Source organism: Desulfovulcanus sp. (assembly GCF_982781345.1).
The window spans coordinates 22582-36416 of record NZ_CEYAEZ010000022.1 but is presented as its reverse complement, the minus strand read 5'-3'; the positions used below and the strand labels follow the sequence as shown (position 1 = coordinate 36416).

Below are 13835 nucleotides of genomic sequence, written 5' to 3'. Positions count from 1 at the left end.
GCAGCCAATTTTCTGTCACCAAAGTATCATTATTTAAAAAAAATAAAAAATCACCCAGAGCGTTTTTAGCGCCCAAATTACAGGCCGGTCCAAAGTTTATATTTTTCTCAAGTCTTAAGTATTTAAATTGCTGCCCGAAAAGATTCTGCCCAAGCACAGGACAATATGTATTTGTATCATCACTTGACCCATTGTCCACAACTATAACTTCAAAATTTTCTCCTGGCGTATATTGCTTCAAACTAACAAGGCAATTTTTAGTCAGTTCCCATTGATTATAAACAGGAATAATTATTGAAAACGCGTAGTTAACTTTATTTTCTTGCATAACTAGCCTGAAGTATAGTCAGCATCCCTACAATTTAACTAGGCAATTTATTCCTTGGTCTCAGCATTAATCCAGTCTAAAAACTCTTTGTTCCCACCTTGTACAGGTAAAAATACAACACAAGGACAGTCATAACTATGAATTTCCTTGACTCTTTCAAGCAGGCTCTCTTTTAACTCTTCTCTAGTCTTGGCAATAATTACAACCTCTTTACTCTTTTCCAACTGACCCTGCCACCAATACATAGACAACATCCCGTCCAAAATATTCACGCAAGCTGCCAACCTCTCTCCGACTAAAACTTGACCAATTTTTTCTGCTTCGGCCAAATCTTTGGCTGTAATATAGACAAAAACATGTCCCATTTTTCTTCCCCTCAAAATTTTATTATCGTCATATTAAGTTGCTAAATAACTAAAACAAGATACCAAGTGTACTTCTATAAATTAAAAAATGCCATGTCTGCAAAAAAACTATTTAACAAGCTTAAATAAACCTAGCAAATTTTGTACCGTCAACCAAACTTCACATCACCCTCATCTCTCATCTTCCGCCCTCCTCACTAGCCATCCCATCCCCCCTCAATCAAAACTTGCTCTTTTGCCCAAAGCAAAATAAGTAGCTTTTAAATTAACACCTCAACCAAAAGGAGAGAATATGTATATAGTTACGGGTGGAGCCGGGTTTATTGGTAGTGCCTTTGTTTGGCAATTAAACCAGATGGGTATCGATCGTATTCTAATTGTTGACAACCTGGGTCGGACAGAAAAGTGGAAAAACCTGGTCAACTTAAAATACTTAGATTATGAACATAAAGACAAATTCTTAGACCTGCTATTAAAAAACAAGCTCCCGGCTATTACAGCCATAATCCATATGGGGGCTTGTTCATCGACCACGGAACCAGATGCAGATTATTTAATGGAGAACAATTTTCACTATACCCAAAAACTGGCCAGGTATTGTCTGGAAAACAACGCCCGTTTTATCTACGCTAGCAGTGCGGCCACTTATGGAGATGGCACGCTCGGCTTTGATGACGACCACGCTGGCCTAACAAATTTACGGCCCTTAAACATGTATGGCTATTCCAAACACCTTTTTGATCTCTGGGCCCAAAAAAAAGAACTTTTAGACAAAATAGTAGGCCTGAAATTCTTTAACGTCTTTGGTCCAAATGAATATCACAAAGGCGATATGAAAAGCGTCATCGCCAAGGCCTATTCCCAGATAAAGGATACCGGGAAACTCAAGCTATTTAAATCTTATCGTCCCGAATACGGTCATGGGGAGCAAAAAAGGGATTTTATCTATGTCAAGGATTGCGTGCAGGTTATGGCCTGGTTTTTGGAACATAATGAGATAAACGGAATCTTCAACCTCGGCACAGGAAAAGCCCGCTCATGGAACGAACTGGCGCGCGCAGTGTTTGAGGCCATGCACCGAGAACCAAGTATCGAATACATTGAAATGCCCGAGAACATAAGGGATAAATACCAATATTTCACCCAGGCTCGAATGGACAAACTGAAAGTAGCAGGCTGCCCCTGTAGTTTTATGTCTCTGGAAGAAGCTGCCAAAGACTATGTCCAAAACTATCTAAGCCAAAACGACCCATATTTGCGTTAACTCGTCGGCTACAAAAAGTCAGGATCTACTGCAGCCCGGCCATTATCCAGGATTGTTTTGATAAACAAAACGCTCTTTTTATCCACTGGAGCCAGAGGGAACTGCTTGTGGCAGGCATCACACTGGCCCATGGATGGCTCTGTGGGGCCAAGCAAAGGAACATTGCGTCCGCAATAAGGACATGGATAAAGAAAAATTATCTCCAACCCCACAGGCTTAACCGGTGGTATAAACTTTTTTTCTCGCATCATTCTCTCCTTATTTCATCGCCTTTGGATGATTATCCTCCTATTGAGTCTGTGGCCAAACATCATTTTGACCGCTGATTGAAAGTCTTGGTTTCTGTAATGCATTACAAACGGCTTGGGTAACCCAATCTTAACGAAGCTTGTGGATAAGCAGAGCATCGGGATGAATGAGCTAAATATTTTGCGACATTGACCATAACTATCGATAATTAAATAAACTTTTGTTTACCCAAAATATCCCATTATGCTCTGCCCGCAAGCAAGTTTTAGATGGGTCCAAGACTTTGTACCAGCATGAAAGAAACCAAGACTAGAATAAACCATAGAAATTAAGTTGATAAAAAGGTTCGACCACAAGCTCTATTGAGGAACGGAGCTGTTCCCGCTGAAGGCAGGAACAGCTCCGTCTAACATATTTTAAATCAAGCTCTTACCTGTCATCTCCTTAGGTTTAGGAATAGACCACAAATCAAGGATAGTCGGGGCAATATCAGCCAGAATCCCACGTTGCCGCAAATAAATGTCTTTTTTGTTTTCACTTATTAAGACAAGAGGTACAGGATTTAAACTATGGGCGGTCTTTGGTTTTCCATCTTCATCCAACATATCATCTGCATTACCATGGTCTGCCGTGAGCAAAATGGTTCCGCCTACCTTTTGCATGCTTTCAACAACCCGTCCCACACACTCATCCACAGCTTCACACGCCTTAATTGCTGCCGGAATGACCCCAGTATGACCAACCATATCCAGGTTGGCAAAGTTACACACATAAAGATCATATTCCCTGACCCTTATTTTTGAGCATAAAACATCTGTCACTTCATAAACACTCATTTCGGGCTTCAGATCATAAGTGGCAACTTCACGAGGAGAAGGAATCAATATTCTGTCTTCCCCGGGAAAAGGCTCCTCTTCCCCTCCATTAAAAAAATAGGTCACATGGGCATATTTTTCTGTCTCAGCAATGCGAAGTTGCCTGAGGCCCTTTTCAGACACCACCTGCCCCAGAATATTGTCCAGCTTTTCCGGGGGGAAAATAACCGGCAGACCAAAGTCCTTATCATATTCAGTCATGGTGACTACATAAAGCCGAGGCCAAATTTTACGCTCGAACTCTTTAAAGTGCGGATCAAAAAGCGCCTGACAAAGCTCCCTTGCCCGGTCGGCCCGAAAATTAAAAAAGATGACCCCGTCACCATCTTGCAGGGTAGCGACTGGTTTATCATCGTCCATTAACACAATGGGCCTTACAAACTCATCTGTCTCGCCAGCAGCATAAGCATCACTAACCGCCACAACAGGATCGCTCGCCACCTTCCCCTGCCCAAGTGTCAACGCATCATAAGCCAGCTTAACCCTGTCCCAGCGTCTATCCCGGTCCATGGCAAAGTAACGCCCGCTAATAGTGGCAATCTCCCCTACTCCGATCTCTTGCAAATAACTTTTAAGCTTTTGCACATAGGTTATTCCGCTTGTAGGAGGGGTATCCCGGCCATCTAAAAAACAATGGATAAATACTTGGCTGACGCCCTTTTCTTTAGCAAGCGCAATAAGGCTATGCAGGTGTTCCTGGAGACTGTGCACACCCCCGTCCGAGAGCAAACCCATCAAGTGCAACCTGCCGCCGTCTTTTATTTTTGCCAGTAGTTGGTTTAAAACCTTGTTTTCCTTTATGCTCCCATCCTGGATGGCCAGGTTTATACGCACGATATCCTGGTAAACAACCCTGCCTGCCCCAATGTTTAAATGGCCCACCTCGGAATTACCCATCTGTCCTGGCGGCAAGCCAACACTTTCACCTGAACACTTGAGGCTTGTATGAGCAAAATTTTTCAAAAGTTTATCCATATTAGGTGTATTGGCCAATGAGATGGCATTGCCCGGCCCTTCCGGGGCAATTCCCCAGCCATCCAGAATCAAAAGAAGTATTGGAGACAACTTATTCATTTTCATCCTCTTCCGGCTGATCCTCGTCCAGATTTAGATCGACCTCTTTCCCTCTGGCCCAGAAACCCTCTAAATTATAAAACTGGCGTGTATCTGCCAGGAATATGTGCACTATAACATCGTTTAAATCCAAAAGAATCCAGTCCCCACCTTTATATCCCTCCATACCCATATATTCCCACTTATTCTCTCCGACCTTTTCCAGAACATAGTCTGCCAAGGCCTGGGCATGGCGCACATTCTGAGCGGTGACAATAAGCACGCCTTCAAAAACATTAGAGATTTCACGTACATCTAATCCTAAAATCTGTTGTCCTTTCTTTTCATGCAACCAGTTACCAACGATTTTTAATTTGTCTAAAACCGGCATTGCCGCTAATTTTTTTTTCACATCCTTATCAGACATTATCTTTTCTCTCCCATGCATCATTTATTGAGTCTGTGGCCAAACCCCATTTTGACTACCTAGATTGAAAATACTGGTTTCTTGAATGTATTGCAAAGGGCTGGGTAACTCATCTTGGCGAAGCTTGCGGATTAGCAGAGCATCGGGACTACAAAGCTAAATATCTGGTATTATCTGCCATAACTATCGATAATAAAAGAATATTCATTTATCCTATATGTCCCATTATGCTCTGCCGCAAGCAAGCCTTTTACCCCGTTGAATCCAGCGAAGCGGGGCTGGCTTTGCCAGCATTCAACTGGGGTAGATGGGTCCAGACATTTGCACCAGCATGAAAGAAATCAGGATTGAAAAAATTATTAAAACTTGTCCTCTTAAGTAAGGTTTGGCCACAGACTCTATAGATATTGAATTTGTTCTGATTATCAACTAAGAACTTCTTTGACTTAATCCATTATTATTTGTAGCGCAAACCAAAATCTGAGCAATCCAGACATTATGGATGCGGCAACCCCATAAACTCTAACCACAAAAAACACAAATTCGACACTTTTGCGAAAGTCCTCCATGGACGCCTAAATGAAACTAGTTGTTCCCGAGCAACCACAGCCAAAAGGAAGAACGGACCGGAATACCCCCACACTTTTGCAGAAGTCTCGAATTGTAAGCCACAAATATTATGTATGGACAGACAAATGTTAAGAAAACTCTATCCTAAGGTTAAACGTCGCCTACTATACTTATTGGCCGGGAGTATGTGGACCATTGTCGGACTTATGCTTATCATAACTGCATGTAGCTGGCTTCTTCCTTTACCTTCTTACAAAGCCATTTTTTTGGCCCTGATTGGCGCTGTCTCGGGCGTAAATCTTGCCCGGCCTGGTTTTCAGAAACTAGTATCTAAAAATATCTCTCGCATTAACACTAAACCTGAATCGGCCTGCATCTTTGGATTTCAATCTGTAAAAAGCTACTTTCTCATTCTATTTATGATCTTGCTCGGTTTTATTTTGCGTCACTCGGTTTTCCCCAAACCATTCCTGGCCATCATATATCTGACTATCGGCCTTGGGCTTTTTCTATCCAGCTTTAAATATTATCTCAACTTTAACAAAAACAAACATTAATCAAAAACTATGGAAATCATTGCCAAAACAGACAATTATATTACCCCTGACAAAAAAGGCCGACTATTGGCTAAAAATTTCCCTAATCTCTACTTTTATTTTCAAACCATAAAAATAGTTCTCAAGGCAGCCAAACTAGCACAAAAAGGCCTTTACTCGGATGACGAATGGGTCAAAAGCAGTCTAAAGATAGTCACTTCTTTAGAAGACACCGGGGCTAAATTTGTGATCACGGGCAAAAAACATTTTATAAACCTGGATAAACCCTGCGTGTTTGTGGCTAACCATATGAGTACTCTGGAGACTTTTGTCCTCCCCTGTATTGTCCAGCCCCACCGTCCCATAACCTTTGTAGTCAAAAAAAATTTAGTTGAAATGCCTGTTTTTAAACATATCATGATAAGCCGTGATCCAATCACAGTCACCAGAGAAAATCCCAGAGAAGATTTTAAAGCAGTCATACAGGGTGGAATAGAAAGACTAAAAAAAGGTATCTCTATATTTATTTTTCCTCAAACTACCAGAACTACGGCATTCGATCCCAAAAAATTTAATACCATTGGGGTAAAGCTGGCCAGAAAAGCCCAGGTGCCTATAATCCCTGTTGCTTTAAAAACCGATGCCTGGGGAATAGGCAAATGGATAAAAGACTTTGGCCCCATCTCTCCTCAAAAGACAGTCTACTTCACCTTTGGTCCGCCCTTAGAAGTAAAAGGAAACGGTAAAAATACGCATCAAGAAATTATAGCTTTCATTTCTGAAAACTTACGTAAATGGTCTTGAAATCCTGGCAACAAGTAATGCATGATGATGTTTCCTTCTTTAATAATATGACTATGACAGATTGAAGCCTTACATACTGTCCAACTCCAACTCTTTATATGATCGACAAAACAGCTATTGTCCCGACCGTCCTAGAAAAACTAAAAAAACTGCCCATAGGGCACTGTATTGACCTGCGTACCTATAAACGCAACCGCTCGGTCGTTATCGTCAAAAAGGAAGAGGATGAGTACCTGATTATTGAAAACGGATATTTTCAGGAAGAGTTTGTGGTTGGTTTAAGCAAGTTAAAAAAACTCTTAAAAACCCTGCTCAAAAAAGAATTCCCCCGGAGTAATAAAATTAGACTCTATAACCTGGGAGAATACGATAAGGGCCAGCTGGCAAAGACAAATTGGAAAAAGCTCTAGAGTCTGTGGCCAAACCCTATTTTAACCACTGATTGAAAGTCTTGGTTTCTGAAATGCATTACAAACGGCTTGGGTAACCCATCTTGGTGAAGCTTGCGGAAAGACAGAGCATCGGGGTGACAAAGCAAAGTACCTGAAGCTATTTACCATAACTATAAATAATAAAAGAATATTTGTTTGCCCAAAGTATCCCATTATGCTCTGTCCGCTAGCAAGCCTTTTACCCCGTTAAATCCAGCAAGCGGGGCTGGCTTTGCCAGTATTCAACTGGGGTAGTTGGGTCCAAGTCTTTGGTACCAGCATGAAAGAAACCAAGACTGAAATAAACCTTGGAAATTAAGTTGATAAAAAGGTTCGACCACAGGCTCTACAGACTCTCTAAATGTTGGCCGGACAAATTATATGTAAATAATCCGGCCAAAACTAAAAGCAACCCCCTTCAGGGGAATGCTTTTAGTTTTTGTTTTTAAGCATAAAATTATGGACAGCCTCCTGCAAGGTAGTGGCTGCCAAGTGAGCACAATGTTCTTTATCCTCGGGTAGTCCTCCTAACCTCTCTAAAATCTCCTCCCCAGAGATGGAGGCCGCCTCCTCCAGAGACCTACCAAGAGCTATTTCGCAGGCCACAGAGCCACAAACCAGACTCGGCCCACAACCATCGGTAAAAAAAGAAGCTTCTTTTACTACATCGTTTTCAATGCGTAAAAAAATCTCCATACTGTCCCCACAGCTTCCCTTCAGCTTGGCTGAGGTTGTAGGGTTGTCCATCACTCCAACATATTTAGGATTCTTCCAGCGCTCCAGAACATATGGGCCGTAATCTTTTTCTGTTTTAACGTATATCTCTTCCTGTAACTGATCTAAAAACTCATCCAGATTAGTAGACATTCGTCCTCCTTATTTGATTTCAAAATTAAGTATTGAAGTGACGCCCTAAGGTTTATCGCGTTCGGGATTTTCATAAAAAACATACATGGTTGCATAATCACTTATCTCAAAATAGACTTTCTTCTCTCCAGGGTCCACTTTGAGATTAAAATTTTTGTCTAAATATCCATAGCCATAGCGATAAGATCTGGGTTTACGATCAGAGGTACCATAAGCTGTGGACAATTTATCAATTTTAATAAACCGCTTGACCAACTTATCCCCGGCATAGATATCAAGTACCCCATCAGTCCCCGTCCAATTTTGAATGGATCTAGACAGCCTGTTCTGGGCTTCCTGAGTACAGCCTATTAACGCTAGGACAAAAATTATAAAAAACACGGTGTTGGCTTTATTTAACATCAACCTCCTCCTTCATTCTAATTTCTTCTTTCAGACATCAACTTTTAGCCTATCTTCAAGGCCCGGATCTAGAGGCACGACTATAGTCCTTAAAACCTTATCAACCACTACCTGACCGAGATCAAATCCTTTTACTTTTCGCACATCTTTAACCAGGGCACAGATTACCCTGGCCTGTCCGGCATCTTTTTGATAACTGAACAAACCAGCCAAAGCAGCAGCTTCCAGGATGCTTTTTTCTGGAACCTCCTGATCTTGATAGTCGCGCTTTAAAATGACGTGCGCCCCAGGCCCATCCTGTGCATGAAACCAAAGGTCAAAAGAACTGGCTCCAAAACTTAAAAGCTTGTGGTTGGCCTCTTTATTCTTTCCACGCAAAATAATAAAACCTTCAGACGATCGATAAACACAGACTTTTAATTTTTGTAACTTTCTGGATAAGACAATGGGCTTAACTTCTTCTTTCTTCTTTTTTTCTATCTTCTGACCACCAATCTTTTGAACCTCGTCAAGTTCTTGAATCAATTGTCTCCTGCGCTGTTCAATAAATTTAAGTCCCCGCTCTCCTTTGGCTGCCCTGGCAAAAATTCTCTCCATGTTTTCTTTGATGCTCAAACTTGAGTCCAGACTTAATGATATTCTCTTACCTTCCATGTCAATAACAGAAACCTGCTTTTCCTTGGCCCGGGCTTCAAGGCGGTATAAATTGGCCTGAATAAGGAGAGCTTTTTGTTTCTCCGCGACCATATTCTTAAGCCTTTGCTCGTCCTGCTCAAGCTTTTCCAACCTTCTGCTGATTCTTTTTATTTTATTCCGGATCTCCTTTTGCTTTTCAAAAACCTGATTCACAAGTTCACTTACTCTGGGGAAACCAAAAACGTAGGCAGCTTCTGAAGCTGAACTAAAACTTACAGCAGGAGTATCTTTAAGCCTCCAGCAAAGTACATTTAAATTTTGACCATCTCTGTGATGGAGATAAAATTCGTTCACCTGCCCGGACCTGATCCGAGCATATAATTTTTTACTTTCCTCCGGATCCAGCTGGGCAAGAATTTTTCTAAGAGGCGGAGAGAGCTGTGGGTATTCTTTCCATATATCCTTACGGCTAAAAATTTCCTCTAACGAAGGCCAATAAACATTTTCATCTTTTTCATCATCATATACTTCTTGAACAAGCTCCAACCCCTGACAAAGATCCAAGAGTAAATACTTAAACGGCCCGGGGGACAGCTCTAAATATAACCTTCTTTTAGTCCAGATATTCTTTACTTTTAAAATACGCCTGTTTTTTAGCTGCTTTCGCAGCCACATGACTTTGGCTGAAGGATTTAAAGGATTTTCAGGCTTCTGAGGAGAAAGAAAAAAAAACCCTCCCTTGCGGGAGGATCGTAAAATCAAATAACCACCTCGACCTAAATCTATACTCCATAGTTCGCGTGTAGGTGAAAAAATCTTTCCAATACGCGATCCAGAAATCTTTTCTTTGAGTTCATCGGCTACAAAACGAAAAAAATTGGCCTCCATTTGTTATACAGACCCCTAATCGCCCAAAAGGGCCTCTTCTTCCTCCTGCCTGCTTTTACATTTTATACATAGAGTTGTTACAGGTCGGGCCTTGAGCCTGGGGATACCGATCTCTTCACCACACTCTTCACAAATACCAAAGCTTCCATCCTCTATACGCTCTAGGGCTTCATTAATCTTACGAATCAATTTACGATCCCTGTCCCTTAAACGCAGAGTAAAGGCTCTATCGGATTCGGCTGTAGCCCTGTCCGCCGGGTCAGCATAGACCTGTACATCTTCAGTCATATCTTCAATGGTATCCTCGCCTTTTTTTTGAATCTCATCGCGCATCTTTTTTAACAAGTCCCGGAAATATTCAATGTCAGCCGGCTGCATATCTTACCCTCCTATTAATTCTAATATTATGGTTGGGCGGATAACTTATAAGGTATAAAAAGTAAAGAGCTGACAAAAACTTTATCAAAACCGTATCAAATTTGAGGATATAAAAATACAATTTTTTCTTGACAGCTTAAAAAGCCTTGTATATTTAGCTGTTCTGCTTGAGCGGGAGTAACTCAGTGGTAGAGTGCAACCTTGCCAAGGTTGAAGTCGCGGGTTCAAATCCCGTCTCCCGCTCCAGAGCGGATTAAGCAAAAATTTTACAGAAATAGGCGGCATAGCCAAGTGGTAAGGCAGCGGTCTGCAAAACCGCCATTCTCCGGTTCAAATCCGGATGCCGCCTCCAGAAAAAAAGAAGATGAGAAGAACAGAAAGTGAGAAGTTTGGAGAGTATGATTGAAATTGCAACTACGGATTCTCCTAACTACCTATCTTCCCAACTTCTTATCTTCAAAAAATACGCGGGAGTAACTCAGTGGTAGAGTGCAACCTTGCCAAGGTTGAAGTCGCGGGTTCAAATCCCGTCTCCCGCTCCAGAGAAGTCATCCCGCCTATGGCGGGTTTTTTTTTGTCAGTTCCGTGTTGACCCAGGAGACAAAAAAAATTATGAGCCCAAGCGAAAATAAAATACTTGGAGAGCTTCTTGTCTAAGATTAAATATCCACTAGAAAACTCACTGGAAGAGCTTCTTAGAATAGCCAACTCTAAATTCAAAACCTATTTTGAGCCTGTCAAAGTAGGTGAACACACCTTAGAAATACTTCAAATCGCGGAAATGGACCAGTATATTGACAAGTTGGTCAACGAAGCCAGACCTGGTCAAAAAATAGAACTTCCCTTTTGGGCCAAAATCTGGCCAGCATCTATTCTTCTCAGTTATTTTATCAACTCCATGCAACCACCAACTACCCAAAAGACACTTTTGGAAATCGGGGCCGGCATTGGTTTATGCGGACTTTTTGCGGCATTGAAAGGCTTTGATGTTATCATTTCAGACTATAGCGATGATGCTTTGTTGTTTACTAAGATTAATATATTGAAAAACAATCTGGAACACAAAGCCAAAGTGGCCAAAGTTGATTTCACCAAAGACCGCCTAAACCAAAAATTTGACTATATCCTCGGCTCGGAAGTCTTATACCAAGAGGAAAGCTACAGACCGTTGATCAAATTCTTTTCGGCCCATCTAAAAACAACTCCCCACGCCGAAGTAATACTTGCTAAAGATTATCGTAGGGCAGCCAAAAAATTCTTTCGTCTTGCCCCTAAGGACTTTAAAATAGCAGAAAAGACCATAGGCTATCGCCAAGAAAGCGAGACCGACTCCCAAGGCGAAGAACGCTTTTTATGCACTATTTACCGGCTGCATCCCAGGTACATTTCCGAAGGTCCAAGGTCTAAGAACAAAAACTAAGTAACTCTAATAACTCAACCTGACAAACTCAGCTATGAACTCAAAAATCATTCTTAAACCTTGCCCTAAAGGTTATTCTAAAGATTTGGACAAAGCTACTCCGCCCGAACATACAGTAGCTAAGGTCAAAGAAGTCCTGGCTAACTGGGGACAAGAAATCCTGGCTGAACTCAAACGCATAGATACCGGACGACTGGGCATTCCTGTATATATGAGCATCTGCGGCCCCAAAGCCCGGGGGATAATGCCCACACGAAAACAAATGGGCAAAGGTGCCTCACCTGCTCAGGCCCAAGCCTCCGCTTTAATGGAACTTGTCGAACGCTTTAGCTTTTTTAACTTTGTTCAAGATGAAAAAAGATTTCATTTCCTAACCTGGTCTGAAGCAGAAAAATCATTAGGGTCCAAATTATTGCCTGTGCAAGAAATCTTGCACTCTGTTCAGGAACAAATGCCTCCTTCTAATGCTAGGCAGATACTGGATCTTGTCCAGTGGAAATTTACCTCAGCCACTGACATAGATACGGAAGAAGAGTGTTACCTGCCCTTTGATTGGTTTAAAAAATTAAATGAATTTAATGGCTCCTCAGCAGGCAACACAGCGGAAGAATCCATTTTACAAGGAGCGTGCGAATTAATCGAACGCCATACCTGTGCCATAATCGATGAACAGCGTCTCATCAGACCAACTATTGATCCAGACACATTTTCTGATCCTATTTTAAAAGAACTCTATTTAAAATTTAAAAAACAAGGGATTAAAGTCTGGCTCAAAGACTTTTCCCTGGACATGCCAGCCCCAACCGTAGGGGCCGTGGCTTATGACCCGAAGACCTTTCCGGCTTCCAGTGAAATCGTCTTTACCGCGGGCACAGCAACCTCACCCCACAAGGCGGCTATTAGAGCCTTGACAGAAATAGCTCAACTGGCCGGAGACTTCGAATCAGGGAGTAATTATGAAGCTTCTGGTTTGTCTAAATTCACCAGCCTGGACCAAATCCACTGGCTTACGCAGGGAGACAAAATCGCTCTTGATAAACTTCCTAGTTTAGAAGACGACGACATTTATTTAGAACTCAAAAAATTGTGTAAAGAACTAGCCTCGTTAGGTTTTCGCCTCTATTCCATTTCAACCTCCCAGTCGGAACTCGGCATTGCAACGCATTATAATATAATCCCTGGCTTTCGTTTCAGGGAGCGAACCAAAAACGCATCTCTAGGCCTTTTTGTAGGACGAATCATTGCTGAGGAAGAAGAACCACAACTGGCCCTTAAAAAATTAGACACTCTGGCAGAAATATATCCGCAAAGCTATTTCATACCCTTTTTTAAGGGACTCGCTTTTTTACGGCTTAATAAACTCGAACTCGCAGCTGATCATTTTGCCAAGTCTGAACCTCTACAGCCGGGCAACGAAGAAAAAGGGCTGGCTGCATTTTACTACGCTTATACCCTGACCCAGGCAGGTCGATGGTCAGAGGCTTTGCCTCACCTGGACCGAGCCATAGCCCTTAGTCCTGATGTAAAAGAATATTATAACCTGCGAGGCGTTGCCCTTTTCAAGCGAAAGGAGTTTGAACAAGCAGCCAAAAACTTTCAGGAAGCCCTAAACCTCGACCAGGGCTCTGCTGTAGACTTAGCCAATCTTGGACTCTGCTACAAATTTTTGGGCCAAAAAGAAAAGGCCATAGAACTCTTGGGCGAAGCTTTAAAACTAGAACCAAACCTTGACTTCGCAAACAAACAGTTAAATGAATTATTAGATTTAAGTTAAAAATTATAAATATTTTTTAAAATTTTGTTTCTGATTTTTTTCAATAATTACAATCGATTGCTCTTTTTAAAGTCCAAGCAAGTTAAAAAGGCATTGACAAAAATCCTTTCTCCCATTTAAGGAATAAGGAGTTTGCATTGAAAATATTATATGGTAAAATCCCCAAGGTTGGGATTTAATGGTTGCTGACTTTGTCAGTGTCTTTTGAGTTTTATTTTTTTTAAATCTATTTTTAAGGAGGTAGTCAGTATGGCAGTTGTAGAGTACAAAGGAAAAAAGTTCGAAGTAGATGAAGACGGTTTCCTGCAAAGATTTGAAGACTGGTGTCCAGAGTGGGTAGAATATGTAAAGGAAAGCGAAGGTATCAAAGAGATCACCGAAGACCATCAAAAAGTTATCGACTTCTTGCAAGATTACTACAAGAAAAATGGTATCGCTCCTATGGTTCGTATCCTGTCTAAGGTTACAGGTTACAAGCTGAAACAGATCTATGAGCTCTTCCCATCTGGACCTGGTAAGGGAGCCTGTAAAATGGCTGGACTGCCCAAGCCAACTGGTTGTGTATAAT

General features: G+C 41.6%; 16 protein-coding genes and 3 tRNA genes. 10 read left to right on the top strand and 9 right to left on the bottom strand.

The genetic code is table 11. The annotated features are described in order from the left end of the window. Together AC3WVG_RS05310 and cutA are read right to left on the bottom strand one after the other, a co-directional pair. The coding region (locus AC3WVG_RS05310) for a glycosyltransferase family 2 protein (RefSeq protein ID WP_488797132.1) at positions 1-328 on the bottom strand (328 nt) is incomplete at its 3' end. A gap of 47 nt (positions 329-375) precedes the next feature. Continuing rightward, positions 376-693, bottom strand: a complete 318-nt coding sequence (gene cutA / locus AC3WVG_RS05305; RefSeq protein ID WP_488797131.1) for a divalent-cation tolerance protein CutA — start codon at positions 691-693, stop codon at positions 376-378. Between the two features lie 292 nt (positions 694-985). On the opposite strand from cutA, the gene rfaD reads away from it, so the two are divergent. After that, positions 986-1957: an ADP-glyceromanno-heptose 6-epimerase gene (gene rfaD, locus AC3WVG_RS05300; protein ID WP_488797130.1), complete on the top strand. Its 972-nt coding sequence runs from the start codon at positions 986-988 to the stop codon at positions 1955-1957. Between the two features lie 8 nt (positions 1958-1965). On the opposite strand, the gene AC3WVG_RS05295 is transcribed toward rfaD, so the two are convergent. The 3 genes from AC3WVG_RS05295 to rsfS all read right to left on the bottom strand — a co-directional run bounded on the left by AC3WVG_RS05295 (position 1966) and on the right by rsfS (position 4561). Beyond that, entirely contained in the window at positions 1966-2208 is a 243-nt protein-coding gene (locus tag AC3WVG_RS05295; RefSeq protein WP_252380178.1) for a hypothetical protein, read from the bottom strand. Positions 2209-2622: 414 nt separating this feature from the next. Next, positions 2623-4155: a 2,3-bisphosphoglycerate-independent phosphoglycerate mutase gene (gene gpmI, locus AC3WVG_RS05290; RefSeq protein WP_488797129.1), complete on the bottom strand. Its 1533-nt coding sequence runs from the start codon at positions 4153-4155 to the stop codon at positions 2623-2625. Further along, entirely contained in the window at positions 4148-4561 is a 414-nt protein-coding gene (gene rsfS / locus AC3WVG_RS05285; RefSeq protein WP_488797128.1) for a ribosome silencing factor, read from the bottom strand. Before rsfS ends, gpmI begins: the two co-directional genes overlap by 8 nt. A gap of 695 nt (positions 4562-5256) precedes the next feature. On the opposite strand from rsfS, the gene AC3WVG_RS05280 reads away from it, so the two are divergent. The 3 genes from AC3WVG_RS05280 (at position 5257) to AC3WVG_RS05270 (ending at position 6881) form a co-directional block, all read left to right on the top strand. Beyond that, positions 5257-5688 carry a hypothetical protein gene (locus AC3WVG_RS05280; protein WP_488797127.1) on the top strand — a complete coding sequence of 144 codons (432 nt, stop codon included), beginning with the start codon at positions 5257-5259 and terminating at the stop codon, positions 5686-5688. Positions 5689-5697: 9 nt separating this feature from the next. Beyond that, the gene (locus AC3WVG_RS05275; protein WP_488797126.1) at positions 5698-6471 is read left to right on the top strand and encodes a lysophospholipid acyltransferase family protein; all 774 of its coding nucleotides are present in this window, start codon (positions 5698-5700) and stop codon (positions 6469-6471) included. A 98-nt stretch (positions 6472-6569) separates the two neighbouring features. Beyond that, a complete protein-coding gene (locus AC3WVG_RS05270; RefSeq protein ID WP_488797125.1) occupies positions 6570-6881 on the top strand; it encodes a hypothetical protein in 312 nt (103 codons plus the stop codon). 453 nt (positions 6882-7334) lie between these two features. Here AC3WVG_RS05270 and AC3WVG_RS05265 read toward each other — a convergent pair whose 3' ends face one another. From AC3WVG_RS05265 to dksA, 4 genes are read right to left on the bottom strand one after another with little or no spacing between them, the layout of a single operon-like run. After that, a complete protein-coding gene (locus AC3WVG_RS05265) occupies positions 7335-7769 on the bottom strand; it encodes an iron-sulfur cluster assembly scaffold protein (RefSeq protein ID WP_488797124.1) in 435 nt (144 codons plus the stop codon). A gap of 45 nt (positions 7770-7814) precedes the next feature. Continuing rightward, positions 7815-8171, bottom strand: coding sequence for a hypothetical protein (locus AC3WVG_RS05260; RefSeq protein ID WP_488797123.1), 357 nt, complete (start codon positions 8169-8171; stop codon positions 7815-7817). Between the two features lie 30 nt (positions 8172-8201). Beyond that, positions 8202-9695 (bottom strand): NFACT RNA binding domain-containing protein, encoded by a 1494-nt coding sequence (locus AC3WVG_RS05255; protein WP_488797122.1) that lies wholly within the window; start codon positions 9693-9695, stop codon positions 8202-8204. A 15-nt stretch (positions 9696-9710) separates the two neighbouring features. Continuing rightward, entirely contained in the window at positions 9711-10073 is a 363-nt protein-coding gene (gene dksA / locus AC3WVG_RS05250; RefSeq protein WP_488797121.1) for an RNA polymerase-binding protein DksA, read from the bottom strand. A 171-nt stretch (positions 10074-10244) separates the two neighbouring features. On the opposite strand from dksA, the gene AC3WVG_RS05245 reads away from it, so the two are divergent. The 6 genes from AC3WVG_RS05245 (at position 10245) to AC3WVG_RS05220 (ending at position 13834) form a co-directional block, all read left to right on the top strand. Beyond that, positions 10245-10319, top strand: a tRNA-Gly gene (locus AC3WVG_RS05245). 31 nt (positions 10320-10350) lie between these two features. Beyond that, positions 10351-10425: transfer RNA gene (locus tag AC3WVG_RS05240), tRNA-Cys, on the top strand. Positions 10426-10540: 115 nt separating this feature from the next. Next, positions 10541-10615 (top strand) — tRNA-Gly (locus tag AC3WVG_RS05235). Between the two features lie 107 nt (positions 10616-10722). Continuing rightward, positions 10723-11493, top strand: a complete 771-nt coding sequence (locus AC3WVG_RS05230; protein ID WP_488797120.1) for a class I SAM-dependent methyltransferase — start codon at positions 10723-10725, stop codon at positions 11491-11493. Between the two features lie 34 nt (positions 11494-11527). After that, positions 11528-13267 carry a YcaO-like family protein gene (locus tag AC3WVG_RS05225; protein WP_488797119.1) on the top strand — a complete coding sequence of 580 codons (1740 nt, stop codon included), beginning with the start codon at positions 11528-11530 and terminating at the stop codon, positions 13265-13267. A gap of 249 nt (positions 13268-13516) precedes the next feature. Beyond that, positions 13517-13834, top strand: coding sequence for a TusE/DsrC/DsvC family sulfur relay protein (locus AC3WVG_RS05220; RefSeq protein ID WP_488797118.1), 318 nt, complete (start codon positions 13517-13519; stop codon positions 13832-13834). The last annotated feature ends 1 nt before the right edge of the window (position 13835 follow it).